The organism is Paracoccus sigandri (assembly GCF_003709565.1).
Lineage (GTDB): Bacteria > Pseudomonadota > Alphaproteobacteria > Rhodobacterales > Rhodobacteraceae > Paracoccus > Paracoccus siganidrum.
In genome coordinates, this window is sequence record NZ_QNRC01000007.1 from 162,855 (window position 1) to 189,607 (window position 26,753).

31 protein-coding genes are annotated in these 26,753 nt (G+C 69.8%); 13 read left to right on the forward strand and 18 right to left on the reverse strand.

Annotation, left to right across the window (positions count from 1 at the left end):
- The first annotated feature begins 9 nt into the window (after nucleotides 1-9).
- Nucleotides 10-1,299 carry a hemolysin family protein gene (locus C9E82_RS08695; RefSeq protein WP_119898480.1) on the forward strand — a complete coding sequence of 430 codons (1,290 nt, stop codon included), beginning with the start codon at nucleotides 10-12 and terminating at the stop codon, nucleotides 1,297-1,299.
- Between the two features lie 34 nt (nucleotides 1,300-1,333).
- Here the strand turns inward: C9E82_RS08695 and dapB are convergent, their stop codons facing one another.
- Nucleotides 1,334-2,146, reverse strand: a complete 813-nt coding sequence (gene dapB / locus C9E82_RS08700) for a 4-hydroxy-tetrahydrodipicolinate reductase (protein WP_420849831.1) — start codon at nucleotides 2,144-2,146, stop codon at nucleotides 1,334-1,336.
- 95 nt (nucleotides 2,147-2,241) lie between these two features.
- On the opposite strand from dapB, the gene rbfA reads away from it, so the two are divergent.
- From rbfA to truB, 3 genes are all read left to right on the forward strand, one after another.
- The gene (gene rbfA / locus C9E82_RS08705; protein WP_119898479.1) at nucleotides 2,242-2,658 is read left to right on the forward strand and encodes a 30S ribosome-binding factor RbfA; all 417 of its coding nucleotides are present in this window, start codon (nucleotides 2,242-2,244) and stop codon (nucleotides 2,656-2,658) included.
- Nucleotides 2,648-3,406 carry a phosphodiester glycosidase family protein gene (locus C9E82_RS08710; RefSeq protein ID WP_119898478.1) on the forward strand — a complete coding sequence of 253 codons (759 nt, stop codon included), beginning with the start codon at nucleotides 2,648-2,650 and terminating at the stop codon, nucleotides 3,404-3,406. The genes rbfA and C9E82_RS08710 overlap by 11 nt, the downstream gene beginning before the upstream one ends.
- 91 nt (nucleotides 3,407-3,497) lie before the next feature.
- Nucleotides 3,498-4,391: a tRNA pseudouridine(55) synthase TruB gene (gene truB, locus C9E82_RS08715; RefSeq protein WP_119898499.1), complete on the forward strand. Its 894-nt coding sequence runs from the start codon at nucleotides 3,498-3,500 to the stop codon at nucleotides 4,389-4,391.
- Between the two features lie 110 nt (nucleotides 4,392-4,501).
- Here truB and C9E82_RS08720 read toward each other — a convergent pair whose 3' ends face one another.
- From C9E82_RS08720 to C9E82_RS08730, 3 genes are read right to left on the reverse strand one after another with little or no spacing between them, the layout of a single operon-like run.
- Nucleotides 4,502-5,311: a transglutaminase family protein gene (locus C9E82_RS08720; protein WP_119898477.1), complete on the reverse strand. Its 810-nt coding sequence runs from the start codon at nucleotides 5,309-5,311 to the stop codon at nucleotides 4,502-4,504.
- Nucleotides 5,312-5,314: 3 nt separating this feature from the next.
- Entirely contained in the window at nucleotides 5,315-6,271 is a 957-nt protein-coding gene (locus tag C9E82_RS08725) for an alpha-E domain-containing protein (protein WP_119898476.1), read from the reverse strand.
- Nucleotides 6,272-6,284: 13 nt separating this feature from the next.
- Entirely contained in the window at nucleotides 6,285-7,697 is a 1,413-nt protein-coding gene (locus C9E82_RS08730) for a circularly permuted type 2 ATP-grasp protein (protein WP_119898475.1), read from the reverse strand.
- 285 nt (nucleotides 7,698-7,982) lie between these two features.
- On the opposite strand from C9E82_RS08730, the gene C9E82_RS08735 reads away from it, so the two are divergent.
- Nucleotides 7,983-8,315, forward strand: coding sequence for an STAS domain-containing protein (locus C9E82_RS08735; RefSeq protein ID WP_119898474.1), 333 nt, complete (start codon nucleotides 7,983-7,985; stop codon nucleotides 8,313-8,315).
- Nucleotides 8,312-8,818, forward strand: coding sequence for an ATP-binding protein (locus C9E82_RS08740; RefSeq protein ID WP_119898473.1), 507 nt, complete (start codon nucleotides 8,312-8,314; stop codon nucleotides 8,816-8,818). The genes C9E82_RS08735 and C9E82_RS08740 overlap by 4 nt, the downstream gene beginning before the upstream one ends.
- Before the next feature lie 132 nt (nucleotides 8,819-8,950).
- Here the strand turns inward: C9E82_RS08740 and hspQ are convergent, their stop codons facing one another.
- From hspQ to C9E82_RS08765, 5 genes are all read right to left on the reverse strand, one after another.
- The gene (gene hspQ / locus C9E82_RS08745; RefSeq protein WP_119898498.1) at nucleotides 8,951-9,283 is read right to left on the reverse strand and encodes a heat shock protein HspQ; all 333 of its coding nucleotides are present in this window, start codon (nucleotides 9,281-9,283) and stop codon (nucleotides 8,951-8,953) included.
- A 126-nt stretch (nucleotides 9,284-9,409) separates the two neighbouring features.
- Nucleotides 9,410-9,889: a CreA family protein gene (locus tag C9E82_RS08750; protein WP_119898497.1), complete on the reverse strand. Its 480-nt coding sequence runs from the start codon at nucleotides 9,887-9,889 to the stop codon at nucleotides 9,410-9,412.
- 5 nt (nucleotides 9,890-9,894) lie between these two features.
- Nucleotides 9,895-10,617: a metallophosphoesterase gene (locus C9E82_RS08755; RefSeq protein WP_119898472.1), complete on the reverse strand. Its 723-nt coding sequence runs from the start codon at nucleotides 10,615-10,617 to the stop codon at nucleotides 9,895-9,897.
- Between the two features lie 54 nt (nucleotides 10,618-10,671).
- The gene (gene serA / locus C9E82_RS08760; protein WP_119898471.1) at nucleotides 10,672-12,261 is read right to left on the reverse strand and encodes a phosphoglycerate dehydrogenase; all 1,590 of its coding nucleotides are present in this window, start codon (nucleotides 12,259-12,261) and stop codon (nucleotides 10,672-10,674) included.
- A gap of 111 nt (nucleotides 12,262-12,372) precedes the next feature.
- Complete coding sequence (locus C9E82_RS08765) at nucleotides 12,373-13,521, reverse strand: phosphoserine transaminase (RefSeq protein WP_119900538.1); 1,149 nt, start codon at nucleotides 13,519-13,521, stop codon at nucleotides 12,373-12,375.
- Between the two features lie 138 nt (nucleotides 13,522-13,659).
- Between C9E82_RS08765 and serB the strand changes: the two genes are divergently transcribed.
- On the forward strand, nucleotides 13,660-14,538 hold the full coding sequence (serB, locus tag C9E82_RS08770; RefSeq protein ID WP_119900537.1) for a phosphoserine phosphatase SerB: 879 nt from the start codon (nucleotides 13,660-13,662) through the stop codon (nucleotides 14,536-14,538).
- On the opposite strand, the gene C9E82_RS08775 is transcribed toward serB, so the two are convergent.
- The 5 genes from C9E82_RS08775 to C9E82_RS08795 are packed head-to-tail and all read right to left on the reverse strand — an operon-like array spanning nucleotide 14,528 to nucleotide 18,285.
- Nucleotides 14,528-15,529: an NAD(P)H-dependent flavin oxidoreductase gene (locus C9E82_RS08775; protein ID WP_205962225.1), complete on the reverse strand. Its 1,002-nt coding sequence runs from the start codon at nucleotides 15,527-15,529 to the stop codon at nucleotides 14,528-14,530. The genes serB and C9E82_RS08775 overlap by 11 nt on opposite strands.
- A 17-nt stretch (nucleotides 15,530-15,546) precedes the next feature.
- Nucleotides 15,547-16,476, reverse strand: a complete 930-nt coding sequence (locus C9E82_RS08780) for an AEC family transporter (protein WP_119900535.1) — start codon at nucleotides 16,474-16,476, stop codon at nucleotides 15,547-15,549.
- A 46-nt stretch (nucleotides 16,477-16,522) separates the two neighbouring features.
- Entirely contained in the window at nucleotides 16,523-17,497 is a 975-nt protein-coding gene (mbfA, locus tag C9E82_RS08785) for an iron exporter MbfA (protein ID WP_119900540.1), read from the reverse strand.
- Nucleotides 17,498-17,509: 12 nt separating this feature from the next.
- Nucleotides 17,510-17,809 carry a sulfurtransferase TusA family protein gene (locus C9E82_RS08790; protein ID WP_119900534.1) on the reverse strand — a complete coding sequence of 100 codons (300 nt, stop codon included), beginning with the start codon at nucleotides 17,807-17,809 and terminating at the stop codon, nucleotides 17,510-17,512.
- Nucleotides 17,779-18,285, reverse strand: a complete 507-nt coding sequence (locus tag C9E82_RS08795) for a DUF2478 domain-containing protein (RefSeq protein ID WP_119900533.1) — start codon at nucleotides 18,283-18,285, stop codon at nucleotides 17,779-17,781. Before C9E82_RS08795 ends, C9E82_RS08790 begins: the two co-directional genes overlap by 31 nt.
- A gap of 101 nt (nucleotides 18,286-18,386) precedes the next feature.
- On the opposite strand from C9E82_RS08795, the gene C9E82_RS08800 reads away from it, so the two are divergent.
- Genes C9E82_RS08800 through C9E82_RS08815 form a run of 4 tightly spaced genes read left to right on the forward strand, consistent with a single transcriptional unit; the run spans nucleotide 18,387 to nucleotide 20,502 of the window.
- Entirely contained in the window at nucleotides 18,387-18,839 is a 453-nt protein-coding gene (locus C9E82_RS08800) for a GAF domain-containing protein (RefSeq protein WP_119900532.1), read from the forward strand.
- Nucleotides 18,820-19,221 carry a GFA family protein gene (locus tag C9E82_RS08805; RefSeq protein ID WP_119900531.1) on the forward strand — a complete coding sequence of 134 codons (402 nt, stop codon included), beginning with the start codon at nucleotides 18,820-18,822 and terminating at the stop codon, nucleotides 19,219-19,221. Before C9E82_RS08800 ends, C9E82_RS08805 begins: the two co-directional genes overlap by 20 nt.
- A 1-nt stretch (nucleotide 19,222) precedes the next feature.
- Nucleotides 19,223-19,849, forward strand: coding sequence for a LysE family translocator (locus tag C9E82_RS08810; RefSeq protein ID WP_119900530.1), 627 nt, complete (start codon nucleotides 19,223-19,225; stop codon nucleotides 19,847-19,849).
- The gene (locus C9E82_RS08815) at nucleotides 19,846-20,502 is read left to right on the forward strand and encodes a pseudouridine synthase (RefSeq protein WP_119900529.1); all 657 of its coding nucleotides are present in this window, start codon (nucleotides 19,846-19,848) and stop codon (nucleotides 20,500-20,502) included. The genes C9E82_RS08810 and C9E82_RS08815 overlap by 4 nt, the downstream gene beginning before the upstream one ends.
- A gap of 4 nt (nucleotides 20,503-20,506) precedes the next feature.
- Here the strand turns inward: C9E82_RS08815 and C9E82_RS08820 are convergent, their stop codons facing one another.
- Nucleotides 20,507-21,277: an MBL fold metallo-hydrolase gene (locus C9E82_RS08820; protein WP_119900528.1), complete on the reverse strand. Its 771-nt coding sequence runs from the start codon at nucleotides 21,275-21,277 to the stop codon at nucleotides 20,507-20,509.
- Between the two features lie 122 nt (nucleotides 21,278-21,399).
- On the opposite strand from C9E82_RS08820, the gene C9E82_RS08825 reads away from it, so the two are divergent.
- Together C9E82_RS08825 and C9E82_RS08830 are read left to right on the forward strand one after the other, a co-directional pair.
- Nucleotides 21,400-22,455: a saccharopine dehydrogenase gene (locus tag C9E82_RS08825; RefSeq protein ID WP_119900527.1), complete on the forward strand. Its 1,056-nt coding sequence runs from the start codon at nucleotides 21,400-21,402 to the stop codon at nucleotides 22,453-22,455.
- Nucleotides 22,456-22,598: 143 nt separating this feature from the next.
- Nucleotides 22,599-23,801, forward strand: a complete 1,203-nt coding sequence (locus C9E82_RS08830; RefSeq protein ID WP_119900526.1) for a PQQ-dependent sugar dehydrogenase — start codon at nucleotides 22,599-22,601, stop codon at nucleotides 23,799-23,801.
- 17 nt (nucleotides 23,802-23,818) lie between these two features.
- Here the strand turns inward: C9E82_RS08830 and C9E82_RS08835 are convergent, their stop codons facing one another.
- From C9E82_RS08835 to mutL, 3 genes are all read right to left on the reverse strand, one after another.
- Nucleotides 23,819-24,190: a DUF3775 domain-containing protein gene (locus C9E82_RS08835; protein ID WP_119900539.1), complete on the reverse strand. Its 372-nt coding sequence runs from the start codon at nucleotides 24,188-24,190 to the stop codon at nucleotides 23,819-23,821.
- A 66-nt stretch (nucleotides 24,191-24,256) separates the two neighbouring features.
- A complete protein-coding gene (locus C9E82_RS08840; protein WP_119900525.1) occupies nucleotides 24,257-24,907 on the reverse strand; it encodes a sulfotransferase family 2 domain-containing protein in 651 nt (216 codons plus the stop codon).
- A complete protein-coding gene (mutL, locus tag C9E82_RS08845; RefSeq protein ID WP_119900524.1) occupies nucleotides 24,904-26,745 on the reverse strand; it encodes a DNA mismatch repair endonuclease MutL in 1,842 nt (613 codons plus the stop codon). Before mutL ends, C9E82_RS08840 begins: the two co-directional genes overlap by 4 nt.
- Between the last annotated feature and the right edge of the window lie 8 nt (nucleotides 26,746-26,753).

Here is a 26,753-nt window from a genome sequence, read left to right on the forward strand (position 1 = left end):
CACCCATCAATGCTGCTGGAAATTGCGATCGTTCTTGTCCTGACCCTGTTCAACGGGCTTCTGGCGATGTCGGAGCTGGCCATCGTCTCGGCGCGCCCGGCCCGGCTGCGGGTCATGGCCGACCAGGGCAGCCGCGGCGCGGGCACCGCCCTGCGCCTTGCGGCCGAGCCGGGGCGCTTCCTGTCCAGCGTGCAGATCGGCATCACCCTGGTCGGCATCCTGTCGGGCGCCTTTTCCGGGGCGACGCTGGGGGTGCGGCTGACCGCGGTGCTGATCGAGGCCGGGCTTTCGGCCCGCATGGCCCAGACGCTGGCGGTGGGCGGTGTCGTCGTCACCATCACCTACATGTCGCTGATCCTGGGCGAGCTGGTGCCCAAGCAGATCGCGCTGCGCCGTCCCGAGACCGTGGCCGCCCGCGTCGCGCCGCTGATCGCGGGCATCGCCACCATCGCCGCGCCGGTGGTGTGGTTCCTGGACCGCTCGGGCAGGCTGGTGCTGTCGCTGCTGGGCCAGACCGGCAGCGACGAGCGCGGGATCTCGGACGAGGAGATCCGCATGATCATTACCGAGGCGCAGGTGGCCGGGGTGATGGAACAGGCCGAGACGCAGATGATCGCCGGCGTCATGCGCATCGCCGACCGCAATGCGCGCGGGCTGATGACGCCGCGCCACGAGGTCGAGCTGGTCGAGGCCGACGACACCTTCGCCGATGTCGCCCGCCGCTTCCGCGAGACCGGCCGCGCGCGGCTTCCGGTGCGCGACGGCAGCGACGACGAGATCATCGGCGTGCTCAGCTGGCGCGACTTCCTGGACAGCGTCCCGGCCAGCGGCGACGAAGGCATCCGCGGGCAGATCATCGAGGCGCCGGTGGTGCGCGACGGGATGCCCGCGCTGGACGTGATCGAGCAGATGCGCAACACCCCCGCCCATATGGCGCTGGTCTATGACGAATACGGCCATTTCGAGGGGATCGTCACGCCGATGGACGTGCTGGAGGCGATCACCGGCGAATTCCTGGACGAGGACGACGAGGAACCGAAGCTGGTCACGCGCGAGGATGGCAGCATGTTGGTCGCGGGCTGGATGCCCGCCGACGAATTCGCCGACGTGACCGGCATCAGCCTGCGCCCGGATCCCGACTTCGCCTCGGTCGCGGGGATGGTGATCGACGCGGTCGGGATGCTGCCCGCCGTCGGCACCCATATCGAGATGCAGGGCTGGCGGATCGAGGTGGTCGATCTGGACGGCCGCCGCATCGACAAGCTGCTGGTCCAGAAACTGCCCGAGGGCGACGAGTAGGCCCCGCCGCCGGCCGCCGGCGCGGCGGCTGGGCTCAGTTCAGGCCCAGCACGTCGTGCATGTCATATTCGCCGGGGCCCTTGTCCTGCCCCCACAGCGCCGCGCGGATCGCGCCGCGGGCGAAGATCGCGCGGTCGGTGGCGACGTGGCGCAGCACCAGCCTTTCGCCCTGCCCGGCGAAGATCACGTCATGCTCGCCCACGATGTCGCCGCCGCGAATCGCCGCAAAGCCGATGCTGCCGGTCGAGCGCGCCTCGGTGATGCCGTCGCGGGCCGGGCTGCGCAATTCGCCAAGCGTGGCGCCCCGGCCTTCCGCCGCCGCCTCGCCCAGCATCAGCGCCGTGCCCGAAGGCGCGTCGACCTTATGGCGGTGATGGGCCTCGACCACCTCGATGTCCCATTCCTCGCCCAGGGCCGCCGCGACCTTGCGGGTCAGCCCGACCAGCAGGTTGACGCCAAGGCTCATGTTGCCGGCGCGGATGATCGGGGCATGGCGCGCGGCGGCGGTCAGCTGGTGCAGGTCTTCCTCGTCGAAGCCGGTGGTGCCGATCACATGGACGGCCCGCGCCTGCGCGGTCAGCTCGGCATAGGCCAGGGTCGCCACCGGGCTGGTGAAGTCGATCACCGCCTGCGCCGCCGCGATCACCGGGACCGGGTCGTCGCTGACCGCGACCCCCGCCGGCCGGCCGCCCATCGCCTCGCCGATATCCCTGCCGACCCAGCCATGGCCGGGCCGCTCCAGCGCGCCGACCAGCCGCGCCTCGTCGCTGTCCAGCAGCAGCCGGATCAGCATCTGCCCCATCCGCCCGGACGCGCCCGTCACGACGATGCCCGGTTTTTCCACCACTTCCGTCTGCGCCAAGTCACTCATCGCTCTTCCCCCTTGGTTTCCTGCCTCTTATCCCGTTGCGGCGCGGGCCGCGACCCCCTACATCGGGACGCATGGCACAGAACCGCTTCTCACATGGACAAGGCCCCTCGCAACGCCAGCTGCGCGTGGGCGAGCTGATCCGCCGCACGCTGTCGGACGTGCTTCTGCGCGGCGACGTCCATGACCCCGACCTGAACCGGCATTCGATCACCGTGGGCGAGGTGCGCACCTCGCCCGACCTGAAGGTGGCGACCGCCTTCGTGCTGCCGCTTGGCGGCCAGGGCGCCGAGGAGGCGCTGGCCGCCCTGCGCCGCAACGCCGCCGAACTGCGCCACCTGGTCGCCAAGGGGCTGACGCTGAAATACGCGCCGCAGCTGCGCTTCCAGCTGGACGAGACCTTCGACCGCATGGACGACACCCGCCGCATGTTCGCCGACGAACGCGTGCGCCGCGATGTCGATGCACCCGAGGACGACGATGAGGGCTAGGCTGCAGCGGCGGCTGGGCGTCGCGCTGGGAATGCTGGTCGCGATGGCGATCCCGGCCGCCGCCGACAGCTGCGGCCGGATGGAACATGACGGCCAGCGCTATGTGGTCTGCCAGGTCGAGGCTGAGGCGGAACCCGCCCTTCGCCTGTGGCAGGACGGCCCGGACGGCCGCCCCCTGAACAATTTCAACAATATCCGCCGCCAGCTGGCCCAGGGCGAGGCGCTGAGCTTCGCGATGAATGCCGGGATGTTCCATCCCGACTATCGCCCCGTCGGCCTGCTGGTCATCGACGGGGACGAGCTGTCGCCCATCGTCACCGGCGGCAGCAACGACAATTTCGGCATGTTGCCCAACGGCGTCTTCTGCACCGGCGGCGCGCGCCCCTTCCAGGTGATCGAGAGCCGCGCCTTCGCCCAGGCCCGCCCCGATTGCCGCCTGGCCACGCAATCGGGCCCGATGCTGGTGATCGACGGCGACCTGCATCCGCGCTTCCTGGTCGATTCCGACAGCCGCTATATCCGCAACGGCGTCGGCGTCTCGCCCGACGGGCAGACTGCATGGTTCGTGATCTCCGACCGGGCGGTGACCTTCCACGAATTCGGGCGGCTGTTCCGCGACGGGCTGGGCGTGCGCGACGCGCTCTATTTCGACGGCTCGATCTCGCGGCTCTATGCGCCCTCGGTCAACCGCGCCGATTTCGGCCGCAGCATGGGCCCGATCATCGGGCTGGTGGACAGCACCGGCTAGGCTTGCCGCGCGCCGGGAACGGTTGACGGGAACGGTTGACGGGCGGCGCCCCGCCCGCTATCCCGCCGCCTTCGATTTCTCAGAGGTTTTCATGGCACGCAAGAAGGGCCGCGACATCAACGGCTGGCTGATCGTGGACAAGCCGGCGGGCGTCACCTCGACCGCGGTGGTGGCCAAGGTGCGTTGGGCGCTGGACGCGAAAAAGGCCGGCCATGCCGGCACGCTGGACCCCGATGCGACCGGCGTGCTGGCCGTCGCTCTGGGCGAGGCGACCAAGACCGTCAGCCATATCGCCGACGCGCTGAAATGCTATGATTTCACCGTCAACTGGGGGGCCGAGACGACGACCGACGACGCCTCGGGCCAGGTGCTGCGCGAAAGCCCCGCCCGCCCCACGGCCGATCAGCTCCGCGCCGCGCTGCCGGGTTTCACCGGCCAGATCATGCAGGTCCCGCCGGCCTTTTCCGCCGTCAAGGTCGACGGCGAGCGCGCCTATGACCTGGCGCGCGAGGGCGAGGCGCTGGACCTGGCCGCCCGCCCGCTCTGGGTCGACAGCTTGACGCTGATCCAGGCGGACCCGGACAGCGCGCGGCTGGAAATGGTCTGCGGCAAGGGCGGCTACGTGCGCTCGATCGCCCGCGACCTGGGCCGCGAGCTGGGCACGCTCGGCCATGTCGCCCATCTGCGCCGCACCTGGTCCGGCCCCTTCGAGGCCGAGGACGCCGTGCCCTTCGACCGCATCGACCGCGAGTCGCAGGACTGGCTGGAAAGCCGGCTCCTGCCGTTGGAGGCCGCGCTCGAAGACATGCCGATGCTGCGCGCCACCCCGGACGGCGCCCGCCGGATCCGCAACGGCAATCCGGGCGAGGTGACCGGCACGGCCGAATGGGGCGAGACGGTCTGGGTCTCGGACGCCCAGGGCCCGGTCTGCATCGGCCGCTACCAGGGCGGCACGGTCCAGCCCGAACGGGTCTTCAACCTCTGACCCCGCCCCTCGCACTCCTTGAAAATACCTCACAGGGGGTCCGGGGGACGTGAAGTCCCCCGGCGCTCGCGGGACGCAATGCCGGCGCCGTGACGGCGCCGCGCCGCCCGCTACTGCGCGATTTCCTCGACCTGCACCGCGACGTCCAGCCGCTCGGCGCCGTTGCCCATGGCGACGCCGCGGATCGGCGCCGCATCCACCGCGTCCAGCCCCGATCCCAGCCGCACATAGCGCTCGTCCGGGCAGCAGCGGTTGGCCGCGTCGAAGCCGACCCAGCCCAGCCCTTCGACATGGATCTCGGCCCAGGCATGGGCGGCGTCATGCGACTCGCCGTCGATGGTCGAATGCAGATAGCCCGAGACATAGCGCGCCGGCAACTCGCGCAGCCGCGCCACCGCGACCAGCGCATGGGCGTGGTCCTGGCAGACGCCCTCGCCCAGGGCCAGCGCCTCGGCGGCGGTGGTGTGCATCTCGGTCACGCCGGGGCGATAGGCGATGGCCTCGCCCACCGCCGCCGACAGCCGATGCGCCAGGTCCAGCGTATCCGCCGCCTCGCTTACCCCGGCTGCCAGCGCCTCCAGCCCCTTGTCGGCCCGCGTGGCCTTGGTGTCGCGCAGATAGGTCGTCGGATGGATGATCTCGCGATGGCCGCGCAGCACGCCCGCAGTGTCGCGGGTCTCGATCCGGCCCGAGATGCGCACGCTGACCTCATCTGTCGGCCCGCGCACGGTCCAGCCCTCGATCCAGTCGCCCGCGCCGTCGCGAAAGCCCGGTCCGCGGATGCCCCCCGAGACCTCGATCAGCCATTCATGGGTCTTCTGCCCCTCGAAGACCGAGGGCGTCAGCCGCAGGCTCTGGACCAGGTTGCGGATCGGGTGGTCATAGCCATAGACCGTCTCATGCGAGATGCGCAGCTTCATCGCCTAGGCACTCCCCAGCAGATAGTCCTGATGCACCAGGTTCGAGATCGTGCCGATCTCGCGGATGAACCAGGACAGGAACTCGTGCAGGCCCTCGTCGAAGATCATGTCGATATCGTGGTTCTGCAAGGTGGCCAGCACCTCGCGCGCCTTGTCGCGGGCATTGGTGGGCACGGTGTCGCCATAGCGCTTGGCGATCCCCTCCAGCTGCCAGACCGATTCATAGAGCGAGGTGATCAGCGAGCGCGGGTTTTCCCCGTTCAGGATCAGGAAATCCGCCACCCGCCCGGCGGTGATGTCGCCGCCGTAAGCCCAGTGATAGGCCCGATGCGCCGAAAGCGCGCGCAGGATCACCTGCCACTGATAGCTGTCCAGCCCCGAGCCGACGAATTCGATCCGCGGCAGCAGCACGAAATATTTCACGTCCAGCAGCCGGGCGGTGGCGTCGGCGCGCTCCAGCCCATAGCCCAGGTTCATGAAATGCCAGCCGTCGTTGCGCAGTTGCGTGGCGTTGATCGCCCCGCGCACGGTCGAGGTATGGGCGGTGGTGAAATCCGTCAGCGAGGCCGCGTCGATGCGCGCGCGCGGCGTGCGCTCGATCTTGCGCAGCTCCTGATAGGCCACGTTCAACGCGTCCCAGACCTGGCTGGTCAGCGCGGTGCGCACGATCCGGCCGGCCTCGCGGGCCTTCTCGATGCAGGACACGACCGAGGACGGGTTCTCGCGGTCGAAGAAGATGAATTCCGCGATCTTCTCCTGCGTGGCCTCGCCGTATTTCTCGGCGAAGATCATCGAGGTGCCCGAGGCCTGCAGAAGCGAGTTCCACTCGTTCTGATAGCCCAGCTCGGTATTGGGCAGCAGGGTGATGCGCTGGCCCACGTCCAGCAGGCGCGCGGCGGTTTCGGCACGTTCCAGGTGGCGGCCCATCCAGAACAGGTTGGAGGCGGTGCGGCTGAGCATCTTCTGTCCCTCCCTATTCCGACAGGACCCAGGTGTCCTTGACGCCCCCGCCCTGCGACGAGTTCACGACAAGGCTGCCCTCGCGCAGCGCCACGCGGGTCAGCCCGCCCGGCACCAGCTCGATCCGGTCGCCGCACAGGCAGAAGGGCCGCAGGTCCACATGGCGCGGCGCGATGCCCTGTTCCACGAAGGTCGGGCAGGTGGACAGCGACAGCGTCGGCTGGGCGATGTAATTCGCCGGATCGGCCTCGATCTTCTTGCGGAAGCTCTCGATCTCTTCCTTCGTGGATTTCGGCCCGACCAGCATCCCGTAGCCGCCCGAGCCATGGACCTCCTTCACCACCAGGTCGGGCAGGTTGGCCATGACATGGCGGTAATCCTCGTCCTTCCACAGGGTCCATGTCTGGACATTGTTCAGCAGCGGCTCCTCGCCCAGATAGAAGCGGATCATTTCCGGCACGAAGGTATAGATCGCCTTGTCGTCGGCCACGCCCGCGCCGGGCGCCGAGCAGATGCTGACCCCGCCCGAGCGGTAGACATCCATCAGCCCCGGCACGCCCAGCATGGAATCGGGGCGGAAGCACAGCGGATCGAGGAAGGGATCGTCGATCCGGCGATAGATCACGTCGACCCGCTGCGGCCCCTGCGTGGTGCGCATGTAGACGAATTCGCCGTCCACGAACAGGTCCTGGCCCTCGACCAGCTCGACCCCCATCAGGTTGGCCAGGAAGCTGTGTTCGTAATAGGCGCTGTTGAAATGGCCCGGCGTCAGGATCACGCAGGTCGGCCGGTCGTCGCATTTCGCCGGCGCTACCGATTCCAGCGTGCGGCGCAGCAGTTCGGGATACTGGTCCACCGGCTCGATCCGGTTCTGGCGGAACAGCTGCGGGAACATCCGCATCATGATCTCGCGGTTTTCCAGCATGTAGCTGACGCCCGAGGGCGTGCGGCAATTGTCCTCCAGCACGTAGAATTCGTCCTTGCCGGTGCGCACGAGGTCGATGCCGATGATGTGGGAATAGACGCCGCGCGGCGGCACAACGCCGACCACCGATTTCTCATAGGCCTCGTTGCGGAACACCAGCCTGGCGGGGACGCGCCCGGCGCGCACGATCTCGGCCCGGCCATAGACGTCGCGCAAAAAGGCGTTCAGCGCGCGGGCGCGCTGCTTGATGCCGCGTTCCAGCTTGCGCCACTCGGCCTGCTCGAAGACGCGGGGCATCATGTCGAAGGGGATCAGCCGGTCGGGATCGCCGCCCTCGCCATAGACGGCGAAGGTGATGCCGATGCGGCGGAACAGGGCCTCGGCCTCGGCCTGCTTCATCTGCCGGAAATCGTCGGGCATCGTGTCGACCCATTCGCGCAGCCTGGCATAGGGCTCGCGGACGCGGTCATGCTCGTACATCTCGTTGTAGTGGCTCACCATCCCCCTCGCTACCATGCCCCTTGGCGGGTGTTCTCGCTGACCGATGATCGGAAACTGCCGCGACCGTGTCCACAGGGCAACACGGGGCTTTGCGCGAAAGTTCCGCAGTTTCGCCCCCCGGCCGGGGGGTGCGGGCGCGCCGATGGGCGGCTTTGCCGCTTTTTCGGGCAGGTCCGGGCCGCGCGATCGGTCGAATTTTCGCTATCCGGGCCGGGTGCCGCTTACCCGATGGTAACCATTGGCGGCTAAGCAGGGGGCGGGAATGCGACATGAAAGGAACGGCTGATGCGTCTCAGCAGCGCGGCAACGACCGAGGAACTGGTGATCGTCGTCGACGAGGCGCGCATCGATGCCGCGGTCGCGACGCGGTTCAAGGACAGCATGCGGCGCCTGATCGGCGGCCACCGCAAGCCGGTGATCATCGACATGCAGGCGGTGGATTTCCTGGACAGCTCGGGCCTGGGCGCGATGATCGCGGTGCGCAAGGCAATGGGCGAGGACCGGCCGCTGATCCTGCGCGGGCTGACGCCGAATGTCGAGCGCGTCTTCCGCCTGACGCGCATGGATTCCGTTTTCGATATCCGTCCCACCGATCCCCCAGAGGAGCAGACATCATGACCTCGACCAGACGGCAGAATGCCGACACCAAGGGCCGCATCGCCGCCCGCACCCAGCCGATGTTCAACCGCGTGCTTCCCGCCCATCCGGCGGCGGTGCGCGACACGCTTGGCGACATCCGCCGCCGCTTCGCCGCCGAGGTCGGCGAGGACACGCTGGCGCGGCTGGAGCTGGTGCTGGCCGAGGTGATGAACAACGTCACCGAACATGGCGCCGGCATCTCGGTCGAGGACGATCCCCGCCGGGCGCCGTCGATCCACATCTCGATCGTGCGCCATGTCTCGGGCCTGTGCTGCGCGATCACCGATGACGGCGCCTCGCTGCCCGACGACTGCCTGCAGCCGCGCTGCTTGCCGTCGCTGACCCAGCCGGAACTGCCGGAAGGCGGCTGGGGCTGGTACCTGATCCAGGACCTGACCCAGGCGCTGTGCTATTTCCGCGAGGATCAGCGCAACTACCTGGCCTTCAGCGTCCCCTTCAGCGAGGAAGCCCGCCCGCTCTAGCCCCGCGACGGCGCGGCCCATGCGGGCATGAAGGATGCGCATCGTGCCGGCAGGAGCGGGAACCGGCGCAAGGATCGCGCCCAGGCAAGCCCGCCGCAGGCAGCGGCCAGGCGCTGCCGGATCGGGCGCCGTTCAGTTCAGCTGGCCCTGCAGCGGATAGCGCCCGTCCTCGAAATCGCCGAAATGCTCGACCACGTCGGGATGGTCCAGCGGTTCGCCCGAGGAATCGGGAACCAGGTTCTGCTCCGAGACATAGGCGACGTAATAGGTCGCCTCGGTCTCGGCATAGAGATGATAGAAGGGCTGGTCCTTCGCGGGCCGCGAATCCTCGGGGATGGAATCGTACCATTCCTGCGTATTGGCGAATTGCGGATCGACATCGAAGATGACGCCGCGGAAGGGCCGGTGCCGGTGGCGGACGACCTGACCCAGGCTGTATTTCGCGCTGCGGCTTTCACACTGCATGCTTGAGACTTCCATGACTGTGACGGCGGAATGCCGGGCTGACAGGCCTTCTAATCCCGTGCAACGATTCTGTCCACCGGATCCGCGGCATTTGCCACATTTCGGAGCATATGCGCCCGGATCCCGCTATTCGGCCGGGGCGGTCGCCGCCTCGGCCTCGCTCAGCCCGACGGTCGAGATCGCCATCTTGGCCGATCCCTCGGCCAGCTCGTTGGCATGGGCCACATAGACCAGGACCCGGTTTTCCGCGTCATAGATCCGGCGCACCCGCAGCGACTTGAAGATCAGCGACCGCCCCTCGCTGAACACCGTCTCGCCCCCGCGCCCGACCCGGATCGCGCCGATGTCGATCGGCCCGGTGCGCGAACATTCGATGGCGCTGTTCGAGGGATCCTCGAACCAGTTGCCCTGGCTCAGCCGGTCCAGCAGCGAGCGTTCGAAATAGGCCAGGTGGCAGGTCACGCCGCCGATCTTGGGGTCCTGGATCGCCTCGACGATGATGTCGTTGCCGACCCAGTCGACGCCGATCCTGCCGACCTCCTCGCCCCTGGCGGGCAGGCCGGGCAGCAAGGCGACCAGCAGGGCGGCGGACAGGAACGGGCGCATCGGCATCACTCGGGCAGCAGGGGCTGGCGCCCCCCGTCGGTCAGAAGATGGACCGCCCCCGGCTCGATGACGACCGCCGCCAGCGGCCGGCCATGCCCCGCGCCGCCGTCGATGTTCAGCCGGTTGCCGTGATGGGTGGGACGGCTCAGCGCGGTATGGCCGTGGACGACCAGCGGCCCATGCGCCGCGCGGCTTTCCAGGAAGGGCTTGCGGATCCAGACCAGGTCGTCCTCGGCCTGGTCCTGCAGGTCCACGCCGGGCCGGATCCCGGCATGGACGACCAGCGCCAGCGGATGCAGGAACCACAGCGGCAGCCCGGCCAGGAAGCGGGCGTGGCCGGGGGGCACGGCGCGCAGCGCCTCGGCATGCAGCCGTGCCTCGGGCAGTTCCGGGTCCAGCCCGTAGGAGGCCAGCGTCGCCGCCGCCCCCAGCCCCGGATGCCGCACCCATCCCAGCAGATTGGACAGGCCGGGATCGATCCAGCCCGGATCGGCAAGGAATTTCGGCAGGAAGCGGTCGTGATTGCCGCGGGTGACGACCCAGTTCCGGCCGTCGTCCCGCCCCGTCATCAGGTAATCCACGACGCCGCGCGAGTCCGGCCCGCGATCGATCAGGTCGCCGACATGGACGATCAGCGCATCCCGGCCGCCATCGCGGAACACCCGCTCATGCGCGGCGTGCAGCTGGTCCAGCTGGCCGTGAATGTCGCCGATCGCGTAAAGCCGCATCCCCGCTTCCCCATGGTGATCCGCGCGCCGGCCGCCCCGGCGCGCGGCGCTGCGTCAGATCTCGAATTTCAGGCGCCGCGCCTGGATGAACTTGCCGGTATTCTGCAGCGCCGCCAAGGCCTCGTCGCTGATCGCGTCGTCCAGATACAGGATCGCGATGGCATCGTCCCCCGCGGCCGAGCGGCCCAGGGTGAAGTTCGCGATGTTCACGCCCAGGTCGCCAAGCGTGCCCCCCAGCGCGCCGATCACGCCCGGCACGTCCTTGTTGCGGGTATAGAGCATGTGTTCGCCCACCTCGGCATCGATATTGATGCCGCGGATCTGGATGAAGCGCGGCTTGCCGTCGCTGAAGACCGTCCCGGCGATCGACCGCTCGCGCGTGTCGGTGACCACGGTCAGCTTGATATAGCCCTCGAAGACCCCGGCCTTGTCCTGCCGCGTGGTCGAGACCTGGACGCCGCGCTCCTTCGCGATGACCGGGGCCGAGACCATGTTCACGTCCGGGTTGGTGGCCTGCATCACCCCCGCGATCACCGAGGCGTTCAGCGCGTTCAGGTTCATCTCGGCGACCACGCCGTCGTAAAGCACGTTGATCGCCTTGATCGGCTCGTCGGTCATCTGGCCCACGAAGGCGCCCAGATGGCCGGCCAGCTTGATCCAGGGGCCCATCACCGCGGCCTCCTCGGCGGTGACCGAGGGCATGTTCAGCGCGTTCTGCACCGCCCCGGTCAGCAGATAGTCCGACATCTGCTCGGCCACCTGCAGGGCCACGTTCTCCTGCGCCTCGGTGGTCGAGGCGCCCAGATGCGGCGTCACCACCACGTTGGGCAGGTTGAACAGCGGGCTTTCCGTGGCCGGCTCGACCGCGAAGACGTCGAAGGCGGCGCCGGCGACGCGGCCGTCCTTCAGCGCCTCGGCCAGGGCCTCCTCGTCGACCAGCCCGCCGCGGGCGCAGTTGATGATCCGCACGCCGGGCTTCAGCTTCGCGATGGCCTCGCGCGACAGGATGTTGCGGGTCTTGTCGGTCAGCGGCACGTGGAAGGTGATGAAATCGGCGCGGCCCAGCAGGTCCTCGAACTCGACCTTGGTGACGCCGATCTCGCGGGCGCGGTCCTCGGACAGGAAGGGATCATAGGCCAGCACCTTCATGTGCAGCCCCAGCGCCCGGTCGATCACGATCGAGCCGATATTGCCGGCCCCCACGACGCCAAGCGTCTTGTTGAACAGCTCCACCCCCATGAAGCGGTTCTTCTCCCACCTGCCGGCATGGGTCGAGACGCTGGCCTCGGGCAGCTGCCGGGCGACCGCGAACATCATCGCGATGGCATGTTCGGCGGTCGTCACGCTGTTGCCGAAGGGCGTGTTCATCACGATCACGCCCTTCTTGCTGGCCGCCGGGATGTCGACATTGTCGACCCCGATCCCGGCCCGGCCCACCACTTTCAGCCGCGTCGCCTTCTCCAGCAGCTTCTCGGTCACTTTGGTCGCGGACCGGATCGCCAGCCCGTCATATTGCCCGATCACCTCGGCCAGCTTTTCCTTGTCCTTGCCCAGGTCGGGCAGGTAGTCCACCTCGACGCCGCGATCGCGAAAGATCTGGACGGCGGTTTCCGACAGCTTGTCGGACACGAGAACCTTCGGCATGTCATTCTTCCTTGTCTGCCGCATCCGGGCCAAGCCTCGCGGATGCATTTCATCTTGGTGAAAATATCCTCGGGGGGTCCGGGGGGCAGACAGCCCCCCGGCCTTCGCCCATCACTCCTGCGCGGCCAGTTCCGCGCGATAGGCCCATTCGATCCAGGGCATCAGCGCCGCGACATCGCCGGCCTCGACCGTGGATCCGCACCAGATCCGCAGGCCCGGCGGCGCGTCGCGATAGGCGCCGGCATCCAGCGCCACGCCTTCCTTCTCCAGCCGCTTGGCGACCGCCTTGGCGAAAGCCGCGCCGTCCCGGATCGCCGGATCGGTGAATTTCAGGCAGACCGAGGTGGTCGAGCCCGTCGCCGGATCCTCGGCCAGGTCGGCGATCCAGTCCTTGTCGGCGATGAAATCACGCACCGCCGCCGCATTCGCCTCGCAGCGCGCGATCAGCGCCGGCAACCCGCCAAGCGATTGCGCCCATTTCAGCGCCACCAGGTAATCCTCGACCGCCAGCATCGAGGGCGTGTTGATCGTCTCGCCCTTGAAGATGCCCTCGATCAGCTTGCCGCCCTTGGTCAGCCGGAAAATCTTCGGCAGCGGACGATCCGGCACATAGCTCTCCAGCCGCTCGACCGCGCGGGGCGACAGGATCAGCATCCCATGCGCGCCCTCGCCACCCAGCACCTTCTGCCAGCTGAAGGTCACAACATCCAGCTTGTCGAAAGGCAGTTCCATCGCGAAGGCGGCGCTGGTCGCGTCGCAGATGGTCAGCCCCTGCCGGTCCGCCGGGATCGCATCGCCATTCGGCACCCGCACGCCCGAGGTCGTGCCGTTCCAGGTGAAGACCACATCGCTGTCGAAATCGACCTCGCCGAAATCGACGATCCTGCCGTAATCGGCCTTGCGCACCGTCGCGTCCAGCTTCAGCTGCTTGACCGCATCCGTGACCCAGCCTTCGCCGAAGCTTTCCCAGGCCAGCATTTCCACGGGACGCGCGCCCAGCATGGTCCACATCGCCATCTCGACCGCGCCCGTGTCCGAGCCGGGAACGATGCCGATGCGATAGCCTTCGGGCACGCCCAGGACCTCGCGGGTCAGCTCGATCGCCTCGGCCAGCTTCGCCTTGCCGATGGCGGCACGATGCGAGCGGCCAAGCGGAGCATCCGCCAGCAGGTCCAGATTGTAATGGGGGATCTTGGCACAGGGGCCAGAGGAAAAACGCGGATTCACCGGCCGCGCGGCCGGGTTCGGGTGATCGGTCATGTAGCTCAGCCTTCCAGCTAAAAGCCCTTCGTTGGGGAAGGGTGTCCCGCTGCGGGACATACATCCGCGTCCCGCTCTGGCGCAAGGGAAAAGTTTCGCGTATGGCCCGGCGCGTCCCCGCAGCAAGAAGGCACCCTCATGTTCATCGTCTCGCTCATCGCCGCGCCCGGCCGTTCGCATGTCGAGGAATCGCTGCTGGAGGGGCTGGAGAAGGCCTGGGACGGCAGCGGGCGGCGCTGGCTGGAGCCGCAGATGGCGGGCGAATTCCGCATTACCCGGCTGCCCGACGATGCCGAACAGGTCTGGTCCGACCTGCAGGTGATCGGCATCGACCTCGTCCTGCAGCCCGAGGCGGGGCGGCGCAAGTCGATCCTGCTGGCCGACATGGATTCGACCATGATCGAACAGGAATGCATCGACGAACTGGCCGACATGGCCGGCGTCGGGCCGCGCGTGGCCGCCATCACCGCCCGCGCCATGAACGGAGAGCTGAACTTCCACGAGGCGCTGGTCGAACGCGTCGGCCTGCTGGCCGGGCTTCGCGAATCGGTCATCGCCGAGGTCCTGGCCACCCGCATCACCATGGCGCCGGGCGGGCGCGAGCTGGTGGCGACGATGCGCGCCAATGGCGGCTATGCGGCGCTGGTCTCGGGCGGGTTCACCGCCTTCACCGGGCCGGTGGCGCGGATCCTGGGCTTCGACGAACACCGCGCCAACAACCTGCTGGCCGATGACGGCGTGCTGACCGGCCATGTCGCGCTGCCGGTGCTGGGCCGCGAGGCGAAGGTCCAGGCGCTGCGCGAGATCGCCGCCGCGCGCGGGGTGACGCCGGAGCAGGTCATCGCGGTCGGCGACGGCGCGAACGACCTCGACATGCTGCACCTGGCCGGCACCGGCGTCGCGCTTCACGCCAAGCCCGCGGTGGCGGCGCAGGCCAGGATCCGCATCAATCACGGCGACCTGACCGCGCTGCTCTATCTGCAGGGCTACGCGCGGGCAGAGTTCGTCACGGGCTGATCGCGGCCACGGTTTCGGCGGCGGGCCGCGCCACGGCCTGGGCCGCGCCGGTCCCGGCCCAGAAGGCGCCATAGCCGGTCTCGCCCTGCGCCAAGGCGGCGGCGTTCAGCGCCTTGCCCGCGTCATAGGCCACCGGGTAATCGGGCGCCTCCTCGCCGTCGATGGCGGTGAACAGGTTTTCGACGCAACGCGCCGCCCGCCCCGAGATCGCCCGCGTCATCACCGTGCGCCCCGACGACAGTGCCTCGCGATGGGCGGCGGGGTTGGCGGCCTCGGGCGCGCGCAGGAAGGCGGTGCCGCATTGCACCGCCACGGCGCCCGCGCGGGTCGCGGCGCGGGCATCCTCGCGCGTCATGATCCCTCCGGCGGCGATCAGCGGCAGGCCAAGCGGCCGCAGCCGGCCCAGCAGCGGCAGGGTCTCCAGCCGCTCGTCCGGGGCGTCGGGGTCGAAGATGCCGCGATGCCCGCCCGCCTGCCAGCCCTGCGCGACGATCCCGTCCAGCCCGGCATCCAGGATCGCCTGCCCCTCGGCCTCGCTGGTGGCCGTGGCCAGAAGCCGCGCGCCGGTGTCGCGCAGGGCGGCGATCTGCTGGGGATTGGGCAGGCCGAAATGGAAGCTGACGAAGGCCGGGCGGGCATCCAGCAGCAGCGCCAGCATGGCCTCGTTCACGCGAAAGCTCTGATAGATCTCGTGCAGCGCCTCGGGCGGGGTGGCCCCGTGGCGGGCGAATTCGGGCGCCAGCCGCGCCAGCCAGCGGCCCTCGCGCAGATGGTCGCGCCGGGCGGGGGCGTGGCAGAACAGGTTCACGCCGAAGGGCCGGCCGGTCAGCGCGCGGGTCTGCTCGATCGCGGCCCGCGCCCCCGTCGCGTCCAGCGCGCCAAGCGCCACGAAGCCCAGGCCCCCGGCCTCGCAGACCGCCGCCGCCAGCGCGGGCGTGGAGACGCCCGCCATCGGCGCCTGGATCAGCGGATGTTTCAGATCTTCCAGCATGTCTTCCTCCTGTATGGTCATCCCTGTCCGATCAGCAGCATGACCACCGGGACGGTCACGATGCTGCCCGCCGTGGAAATCAGGATCGCGGTCGAGACCCGCTGCTGCGCCACCCCGAAATGTTGCGCCAGGATATAGACATTGCCCGCCACCGGCAGCGCGGCGGCGGCGATCATCACCCCGGCGGCGAAGGGTTGGACGCCGAAGACGAACAGCGCCGCCACCCCCACGGCCAGCGGATGCAGCACCAGCTTGGCAAAGCTGAGCCAGACCGAGGCCGCCAGCCGCTGCACCTTGCGCCCGGCCAGGCTGGCGCCGATGGCGAACAGCGCGCCGGGCGTCGCGGCCGCGCCCAGCAGCGCCAGGAACTCGTCCAGCGGCTGCGGCATCGGCAGCCGCGCCCAGGCCCAGGCCAGCCCGGCCAGCATCGAGACGATCATCGGGTTGGCGACGATCCCGCCCAATACGCCCAGCAGGCTGGCCATGCGCAGCCCGCCCCGGCGCGAGGCATGGACGATCAGCGTGATCAGCGTCGAGAACACCAGCATGTCGATGGTCAGCACCATCAGCACCGGGCCGACGGCGCGCTCGCCCAGCAGCACGACCAGCATCGGCACGCCCAGAAAGCCGGTATTGCCGATCATGCAGCATTGCGCCTCCATCGCGGCCTCGGGCAGCGGAAGCCCGCGCGCGCGGGCCGCGACAAGCCCCAGGACCCAGACCAGGACCGAGCCCGCCAGATAGGCCATCACGAAGCGGCGGTCGAACAGCCGCGCCAGGTCCAGCCCGGCGGCGAAGCGGAACAGCATCGCCGACAGCGCGAAATAGAAGACGAATTTCGTCAGCCAGGCGGCGGCCTCCTGCGGGAAGAAACGCGTCCGCGCGGCCAGCCAGCCCAGCCCGATCAGCCCGAAGAAGGGCAGGGTCTTCAGAAAGATCGGCCACATCAGGCCAGGGTTCCGTCGGCGCGCATCATCTCCCCCAGGGGCGGGGTCAGCCCGATCCGATCAGCACCCCCACGGCCAGGACCAAACCACCGCCCACGACCACTTGCAAGGTCGCGCGCCAGAACGGCGTCTGCATCCAGCGCTTCTGGATCCAGGCGATCGCCCACAGCTCGATGAAGACGACGACGAAGGCGATGGTCGTGGCGGTCCAGAAATGCGGGATCAGATAGGGCAGCGCATGGCCAAGCCCGCCCACCGCCGTCATCACCCCCGAGGCGATGCCCCGCTTGAAGGGCGATCCGCGCCCCGAGACCACCCCGTCGTCGGAGGCCGCCTCGGTGAAACCCATGCTGATCCCGGCGCCCAGGCTGGCGGCCAGCCCGACCAGGAAGGTCGTCCAGGGATCCTGCGTGGCGAAGGCGGTCGCGAAGATCGGCGCCAGGGTCGAGACCGAGCCGTCCATCAGCCCCGCCAGCCCCGGCTGCACCCAGGTCAGCACGAAACCGCGCCGGGCCACGGCATCCTCCTCGGCGCGCGCGGCGGCGGTCAGGTGCTCGGCCTCCAGCCGGTCGGCGCGCGCCTCGTGCCCGCGCTCGGCGGCGGCCAGGTCGCCCAGCAGCCTGCGCGTGCCCGCATCGGTGGTCCGCTGCGCCGCGCGGGCATAGAATTCGGCCGCGTCATGCTCCATCAGCGCGGCTTCCCGGCGGATCGCCTCCAGCGACAGGTTCCGCATCATCCATGCCGGGCGGCGGCCGAAATAGCCCGCCACATGCTCGCGCCGGATCACCGGGATCGCCTCGCCGAAGCGCGCCCGATAGGCCTCGATCAGCAATTGCCGGTGCCGGTCCTCCTCGGCGCCCACCCCCTCGAAGACCGCGGCCGTCGCCGGATAGTCCCTGCGCAGGAATTCCGCCCAGTGGCGATAGATCCGCGCGTCATCCTCTTCCGAGGATATGGCCAGCGCCAGCACCTCCTGCTCGGTCAGGTCGGCAAAGCGCTTGCGCGACAGGGCAAGGGACATGTTCATCTTGGCTCAAATATCCTCGGGGGTGAGGGCGCTTGCGCCCGAGGGGGCGGAAGGCCCCCTTTCGACGGTGAATTCCCGCGCCCCGTCCGCCAGATCGCGCATCCCGACAAGACGATGCCCGGCGCCCTCGCAGAAATGCGGCACGTCGATCACCGCCGCCGGGTCGGTGGCCACCAGCCGCAGCCGGCTGCCCGGCGGCAGGGGCAGCAGCATCTTGCGCAGCCGCAGCACCGGCAGCGGGCACAGCAGCCCGCGGGCATCGATCTCGGCGCCGCTCATGCCGCCCTGGCGGCGCGGCGGCACCATTCGGCCAGCGCGGCGGGCTCGATCCGCTCGGCCATGCCGGCGGCGAATTCGGCGAAGGCCTCGCGCTGCTCGGGCGGCACATGCAGCATCACCGGCAGCCCGTCGGCGACCGCATGGGCGATCAGCGTGCGGAAACCGCGCCCCACCGCCTCCTGCCGGCCGAATTTCGGCACGATCAGGATCTCGGCCCCGGCCAGCCGCCGGCCCACCCGCGCCGCCGCCATCTCCAGCGCGCCCGGATCCAGCCGGCAGCCGCTGGACCCCGCCCCCAGCGATTGCGAGATGCGGATCGGCGCGCCTTCCTCGCCGATCACCAGGATGTCCATGTCGCAGGCGCAATCGGCGCCCAGGTCGGTATTCACCTGCACCGCCCCGGCGACGCGGAAGCCCTCGTCCGCCAGGTCCCCGGCCAGTCGCGCCAGGACCCGATCCGCCTCGCCATCGGCGGCACCGTCCAATCCGAACCAACCCAGCATGGGACCTCCGTTCCGCATCCGTGCCCCTTTTTCCGCGTCGCGGCCGGGTTGGCAACGGTTTTCTGGCTGACCTTCGCCGCCGCCCGCGCTAGAGAAGCCGCATGACCGATTACGACGCACTTGCCGCCCGCATCCGGGCCCTGACCGAGGGCGAGACCGACGAGGTCGCGCTGATGGCGACGCTGGCCTGCGAGATCCACCATGCCGACGACCGCTTCGACTGGACCGGCTTCTACCGCGTGACCGCGCCCCGGATGCTGAAGATCGGCCCCTATCAGGGCGGGCATGGCTGCCTGGTTATCCCCTTCTCGCGCGGGGTCTGCGGCGCGGCCGCGCGCAGCGGGCAGGCGCAGATCGTCCCCGACGTGGACGCCTTTCCCGGCCATATCGCCTGCGCCAGCTCGACCCGATCCGAGCTGGTGCTGCCGGTCGTCGGCGCCGGCGGGCGGCTGATCGGGGTGCTGGACATCGACAGCGACCAGTCCGATGCTTTCAACGCCACCGATGCCGAACGATTGGGGAGGATCCTGGACGATGTCTTCGGAACGCTCTGACTTCACCGGGCAGTGCCTCTGCGGCGCGGTCCGCTTCGCGGGCCATGCGGCCGACCAGCCCTTCCATGTCTGCCATTGCGGCCAGTGCCGACGCTGGTCGGGCCATTACTGGTCGGCCTTCGAGGCCGAGGAGCTGCGCATCGACGAGCGCGACGCGCTGCGCTGGTTCCGCTCGTCCCAGCAGGCCGAGCGCGGCTTCTGCCGGCATTGCGGATCGTCGCTGTTCTGGCGGCGCATCGGCTCGGACCGGACCGAGGTCGCGCCGGGCGCGCTGGACGCGCCGACCGGCCTGCGCCCCAGCGGGCATATCTACGTGGCCGACAAGGGTGACTACTACGACATCACCGACGGATTGCCGCAATACGCGCAGGAAAGCCGATAGCATGATCTGGGAGACGCTGGCAAATATCCCGCTGCCGCAGCTGACCGCCTTCCTCATCGGCGGGCTGGTGCTGAACTTCGCGCCCGGCCAGGACGTGTTCTTCGCCACCGCCTGCGGCATCCAGGGCGGCCCGCGCGCCGGCGCCTTCGCGGGGCTGGGCGTCGGGCTGGGGGTGCTGATGCACCTGGCCATGGCGACGGTCGGGCTTGGCGCGGTGGTCGCCGCCCATCCCGAGGCGCTGCGCGCGGTCAAATATGCCGGCGCGGCCTATCTTCTGTGGCTGGCCTGGAAAAGCTGGACGGCGGGGCCGGTGGACCCTTCGGCCCGCGGCAGCGCCCGGCCGTGGAACATCGTCCGGCGCGGCTTCCTGTCCAATGCGCTGAACCCCAAGCCGGTGCTGTTCCTGCTGGCCTTCCTGCCGCAATTCACCAATCCCGTCTGGGGGCCGGTCTGGCAGCAGGTGCTGGGCCTGGGGCTGATCTTCGCGCTGACCGGCACGCTGGTGACGATGGGCTACGGCGTCGTCGCGGGCCATGCCGGGCAGGTCATCGGCCGCCGCCTGGGGCTGGTGAACCGGATCGCGGCGGTCATGTTCGCCGGGCTGGCCGTCCGGCTGGTCGCCAGATGAGCGCCACCGCCTTCACCTATGCCCCGCCGCCCGAGGCGCCCGAGATCCTCCATGCCGATCACGAGATCCTGGTGGTGGACAAGCCCTCGGGCCTGCTCTCGGTGCCGGGGCGCGGTCCCGACAAGGCCGATTGCCTGATCGAGCGGCTGCGCGGCCCCTTTCCGACCGTGCTTCTGGTCCACCGGCTGGATCTGGACACCTCGGGCGTCATCATCTTCGGCCTGACGCCCCACGCGCAGCGCAGCCTCGCCCGCCAGTTCGAGGAGCGGCGCGTCAGGAAGGCCTATGTCGCGCGGGTGGCCGGCCGGCTGCAGCCGACGACCGGCCGCGTCGATCTGCCGCTGATCGTGGACTGGCCGAACCGGCCGCGCCAGAAGGTCGACCATCAGGAAGGCCGCGCCGCGCAGACCGACTGGAAGGTGATCCGCGCGGGCGAGGACGAGACCCGCGTGCGGCTGTTCCCGCTGACCGGCCGCAGCCACCAGCTGCGCGTCCACATGGCGGAAACCGGCCACCCGATCCTGGGCGATCCGCTTTATGCCAGCGGCGCGGCGGCCGCGCATCCGCGCCTGATGCTGCACGCCGAAAGCCTGCGGGTGAAACATCCCGACAGCGGCGTGCAGATGACCTTCCGGGCGCCGGTCCCGTTCTGACGCGCTATTCGCCCTCGGGATACCAGTTGGCGATGACCACCTGCGTCTCGGGGCTGGCCTCGGCCACCAGCCGGGCGAATTCGGCCAGGTCGCTGCCGCGGTGGTGATAGGGATAGACGATCCGGGGCTGGAATTCGCCCACCGCATCGGCGGCCTGCTCGACCGTCATCGTATAGGGCAGGTTCATCGGCAGGAAGGCGGCGTGGATGTCCTCCAGCGCGCGCAGCTCGGGCGTGTCCTCGGTATCGCCGGCGATCAGGAAGCGGCTGCCGCCGATGGTCAGCACATAGCCGTTGTCGCGGCCGCGCGGGTGATATTGCAGCCGGTCCTCCGAGATGTTGTAGGCCGGGATCGCCTCGATGCGGATGCCCAGCACCTCGACCGCCTCGCCATTGGCCATCTGCGTGGCGCGTTCCTGCATCTCGGGCGGCAGCTTCACGCCCACCGAGGCATTGGCGATCAGCCGCACGGCGGGCAGCGCCTCCAGCGTCGGCAGGTCGAAATGGTCGCCATGTTCATGGGTGATCAGGATCAGCTGCGGCTGCGGCAGGTTCGCGTATTTCGCCGCGCCGCCGACCGGATCGACAAGGATGGCGCCGCCCGGCGTCTCGATCAGCATCGAGGCGTGATCGACCGGATGGATCACCACCTCTCCGCCCTCGACGGCATGGCGATGGGCGGTGGCGGCACTCTGGGCGGCGGCCCATCGCGGCAGGGCGCTGGCGCCAAGCGCCGCCGCGGCGATGGTCAGGCCCGTTCGACGGGTCATCTGCATGGGAAATCCTCCTGCTGGCAGGTTGGTCTCGGGGTCCAACGCCCTGAAGGGCCGACGGTTCCGCGCGCTTGCGGGCTTTCGGGCGCCGGCCTAGAACGGAGCCGACAACAGCGGAGACGGCGATGACGCATCTGTGGGTAAGGGCCGAAAGCCGCCCGAACGAGGACCGGGCGGGCATCACCCCCGAGGGCGTGGCCGCGCTGCAGAAGCAGGGCTTCCGGGTCACGGTCGAGGACAGCCCGCGCCGGATCATCCCCACCGATGCCTATCGCGCGACCGGCGCCGCCATCGCGCCCGAGGGCAGCTGGACCACCGCCCCCGATGACGCGATCGTCTTCGGCCTGAAGGAGCTGCCCGAGGACGGCACGCCCCTGCGCCATCGCCACGTCATGTTCGGCCACGCCTTCAAGGGCCAGCCCGCCGGGCAGGCGCTGCTGCGCCGCTTCAAGGCCGGGGGCGGCGCGCTCTACGACCTGGAATACCTGCTGGACGAGGACGGCCGCCGCCTTGCCGCCTTCGGCTATTGGGCGGGCTATGCGGGCGCCGCGGTGTCGCTGCAATGCTGGGCGGCGCAGCAGTCGGGCGGGATCTGCCCGCCGGTCCATGCCTGGCCGGATCGCGACGCGCTGACCGCCGACCTGCGCGCCCGGCTGGACGCCACCGGCCGCCCGCGCCCCCGCGCCATCGTCATCGGCGCGAAGGGCCGGGTCGGCACCGGCGCCTCGGACCTGCTGAGCGCGATGGGCTTGCGCGTCACCCGCTGGGACCTGGCCGAGACCGCCCATGGCGGCCCCTTCCCCGAGGTGCTGGCGCATGAAATCTTCGTCAACGCGATCCTGGCCGGGCCCGGCGTGCCGGTCTTCGTGCCGTCCGAGGCCGTGGCGCCGGGCCGCGCCTTGAGCGTCATTGGCGATGTCGCCTGTGATCCGACCAGCGATTTTTCCCCGATCAAGGTCTATGACCGCACGACGACATGGCAGGAACCGGCGCTGCGCGTGGCGGAGGATCCGGTGCTGGACGTGATGGCGATCGACAACCTGCCCTCGATGCTGCCCCGCGAAAGTTCGTTGGACTATGCCGCCCAGCTGCTGCCGGTGCTGCAGCGGCTGGACAGGATCGGGGACGGACCCTGGGGCCGCGCCGCCGCCATCTTCCGCGACCATCTTAAGCGGGCCTGAAGCCGCGCCGGCGGCACGGCCCGCCCCATGACGCGGATGTTATCGGCGCCGGGGAACGCGGCGCCGGGTTATCGTGTTAGGATCGCAGGAATTTCTGACCCCCGCGTTTCCCACGTCCCGACCGAACCGACGAAAGGCCAGCCATGTCCCTGCCGTTCCCCCGCATCGCCGCCCGACTGACCGCCTTCGCCGCCACCGGGCTGATCGCCTCGGCCGCCGCCGCGCAGGATTTCAACGCCGCCCCGCCGCATGGCCAGGGCCAGAGCCCGGCCTTCGAGGGCCAGACCCGCGCGCCGGTCCTGCCTGACCGGGCGCTGAACACCGCGCCGGTGGTCCAGGGGCTGGAACATCCCTGGGGCATGGCCGAACTGCCCGACGGCAGCTGGCTGGTCACTGAACGGCCCGGCCGGATGCGCCTTGTCGGCGCGGACGGCTCGCTGTCCGAGCCGCTTTCGGGCCTGCCCGAGGTCGACGGGCGTGGCCAGGGCGGGCTGCTGGATGTGGTGATCGCCGATGATTTCGCCCAGACCCGGCAATTGTGGTGGAGCTTCGCCGAACCGCGCGGCGGCCGCCAGAACGCCACCGCGGTCGCGACCGGCACGCTGTCGGCCGATGGCTCCGCCATCGAGGGCGCGCGGGTGATCTGGCAGCAGCAGCCCGCCTGGGCCTCGGACAAGCATTTCGGCTCGCGGCTGGTCTTCGACGGCGCCGGCGGGCTGTTCGTGACCCTGGGCGAACGCTCGGTCACCGATGCGCGCGGGCTGGCCCAGAACGTGACCACGACCATCGGCAAGGTGGTGCGGATCGACCCGGAAAGCGGCGCGGCGATGGGCGATCCCGGCGTGGCCGAGGCCCTGCCCGAGATCTGGTCCTGGGGCCATCGCAACATCCAGGGCGCGGCGATGGGACCGGACGGCGCGCTGTGGACCATCGAGCACGGCCCGCGCGGCGGGGACGAGCTGAACCGCCCGCAGGCGGGGCGCAACTATGGCTGGCCGCTGGTGACCTATGGCGTCGAATACAGCGGCGCCGCCGTGGGCGAGGGCGTCACCCAGATGGAGGGGACCGAGCAGCCGGTCTATTACTGGGACCCGGTGATCGCGCCGGGCGACATGGTCTTCTATGACGGCGCGATGTTTGCCGACTGGCAGGGCGATGCGCTGATCGCCGGCCTGGCCGGCGCCATCGTGCGGCTGGAGATCGCCGATGGCCGCGTCACCGGCGAGGCCCGCCACCTGCAGGGCATCGGCCGCGTCCGCGACGTCGAGGTCGCCAGCGACGGCGCGATCATGCTGCTGACCGACGAACGCAACGGCGCGATGATCCGGGTGACGCCGGGCGACTGAGGCCGCGTCCCGCCGGCTCAGACCGGCTTCTGGATGTCGTCCTGGGCATCCTCGGGCGAGATCCCCAGCGCCTCCAGCCCGGCCTCCAGCAGGTCCGAGAGGCGCGGCTCGCCCATCAGGTAATCCTCGGTCGGGATGGTGCGCTCGGCGCGGGCGGTCGCGATGGCTTCCTCCAGCTCCTCCGGCTCGAAACTCTCGCGCCCGATCCACATGACGGCGACCAGGCTGGCCTGCTCGTCCTCGTTCAGCGATTCGATGAAGTCGTGCAATTCGGTCCGGGTGCCGTGCTGCGGGCGGCTGCCCTGATGCGCCCAGGCATTGACGCCGCTGTCATATTCGCGGGCGCGGATGATGATATGGGCGATCTTGTCGGGGCTGATCTGCAGCATGGCGACCTCCGGGTTCTGCCCCTTTGTCGCGCCGCGCGCGGGCGCGGTCAATGGCGCTGATACCCGTCAGCCGTCGAAGGCATAGCCGAAGCGGGCGATGTCCTCGGCCGCCGCCTCGGCGATGATCGCGGCGCTGGGGCCGTCATAGGCCGCGCGCCAGTCCTCGCCCCGCCCCAGCCGGTTCGCATGGGGCAGCGGCCCCGGATCGAAGCCCAGCCGGTCGGCCAGCCGCGGCAGGTCCTGCTCCAGATGTTCCAGCCGCAGGAACAGCGCCGGATGTTCCCGCCCGCCGCCGTCGGACAGATAGTGGCGGGCGGGCAGCGCCATCTGCTGGCGGATCAGCGGCTGGCGCAGGAAGTCGCGGAATGCCAGCCGACGGGCCAGCTCGACCACCGGATTGGCGAAGTCCTGCCGGCGCAGCCAGCGGTGATAGCTGACCGCCCGCGCCCAGGGATTGCGCACCGTCGCGACCAGCAGGTAGTCCGCGAAGATCGCCGGATCGACCAGCCCCTCGATGTCGGCCAGCGTGGAATGCTTCCACAGTCGCCCCCTGGACGGCGTGCCCTGCACCCGCCTGCGGCGGTTCCGGCCCTTCGGCGTGTCCGACAGGATGATGTCGTCGCGCCCCACCCGCGCTTCCAGCGCAAGGGTCAGCGAGGTGCCGCCGGTCTTCGGAATATGGACGAAGATATAGCGGTGCCGGTGCGAGACGATCATCCGCTGCGCCCGAACAGCCTTTCGATATCGCTCAGCCGCAGCTTCACCCATGTCGGGCGGCCGTGATTGCACTGGCCGGATTTCGGCGTGCGCTCCATCTCGCGCAGAAGCGCGTTCATCTCCTCGGCATTCATCCGGCGGCCCGAGCGGACCGAGCCGTGGCAGGCCATCGAGGACAGCACCGCGTCGATCCGCCCCCGCAGCCGGTCCGAGGCGCCCTGGTCGGCCAGGTCGTCCAGGATGTCGCGGATCAGCGCCGGCGCGTCCAGCCGGGTCAGCATGGCTGGGGTCTCGCGCAGGGCGACGGCGCCGTGGCCGAAGGGTTCGATCACCAGGCCCAGCTGGGCCAGTTCGCCGGCGACGGACAGGATGCGCGCGGCATCGGCATCGGACAGCTCCACGATCTCGGGGATCAGCAGGGCCTGGCTGGCGATGCCGCTGGCCTCGGCCTGGGCCTTCAGCCGTTCATAGACCAGCCGCTCATGCGCGGCGTGCTGGTCGACGATGACCAGCCCGTCCTCGGTCTGGGCGATGATGTAATTCTCGTGGATCTGGGCGCGGGCGGCGCCGAGCGGGGCGTCCTGCGGCGCCGCCTGCGGCTCGGGCTCGATCCGGGCCGAGGGCGGCTCGTGGAAGCCCGGCTCCATCTGCGGCATCGGCGCCTGCGCCTCCAGCGCCGCGCGGACCGCCCCGCCCGAGGGGTGCGCGGGGCGGTAATCCATCTGGTAGGTTCGATGCGCCGGCCCTGTATCGGCGGCGGGCTCGGCGCGGAAGGCCGCCAGCGTCGCGGTCCCGACGGTGGAGGAGGCGCGATGCCCGGCGCCTGCCAGCGCGTGGCGCAGGGCGCTGACCACCAGCCCGCGAGCGGCGGTGGGATCGCGGAAGCGCACCTCGGCCTTGGCGGGATGGACGTTCACGTCCACCTGCTGGGGGTCGCAATTCAGGTAAAGCACCGCCGCCGGATGCCGCCCCGAGGCCAGCACGTCCATATAGCCCGCCCTGAGCGCCCCGGTCAGCAGCTTGTCGCGGACCGGGCGGCCGTTGACGTAAAGGTGCTGCGCCACCGCCGCGCCCCGCGAATAGGTGGGCAGCGCGGCAAAGCCGGTCAGGGCCAGCCCGTCGCGTTCTGCATCGATGGGGATCGCATTGTCGGTGAAGTCGCGGCCCATGACCCGCGAAAGCCGGGTCTGGAAGGCGTCGAACAGCTCGCCCTGCTCGGCATCGGCGCGGAAGATCTCGCGCCCGTCGGCGGTCAGGGTGAAGCCGACCCAGGGTTCGGCCATCGCCAGGCGGCGGGTGATTTCGGCGACGGCCTGGGTCTCGGCGCGGCTGCCGCGCAGGAATTTCAGCCGGGCGGGGGTGGCGAAGAACAGGTCGCGCAGTTCCACCACCGTGCCGCGATTGGCGGCGGCGGGGCGCAGGGGCTGGATCCGGCCGCCCGCGACCGAGATCGCCGCGCCCTCGGCCCCTTCCGCGCGCGAGGTGATGGTCAGCCGCCCGACGGCACCCAGCGAGGGCAGCGCCTCGCCCCGGAAGCCGAAGCTGCGGATCGCCAGCAGGTCGCTGCCGTCGATCTTGCTGGTGGCGTGGCGGGCCATGGCCAGCGGCAGGTCCTCGGGCGCCATGCCGCAGCCATTGTCGGCGACGCGGATCAGGCCCTTGCCGCCATCCTCGATGGCGATGTCGATCCGGGTCGCGCCGGCATCCAGCGCGTTTTCCACCAGCTCCTTGACGGCCGAGGCGGGGCGTTCCACCACCTCGCCCGCCGCGATGCGATTGGCGGTGGCTTCGTCCAGTTGCCGGATGACGGGGCGTATCTTGGGGGCGTGCTGGTTCATCCCCCCAG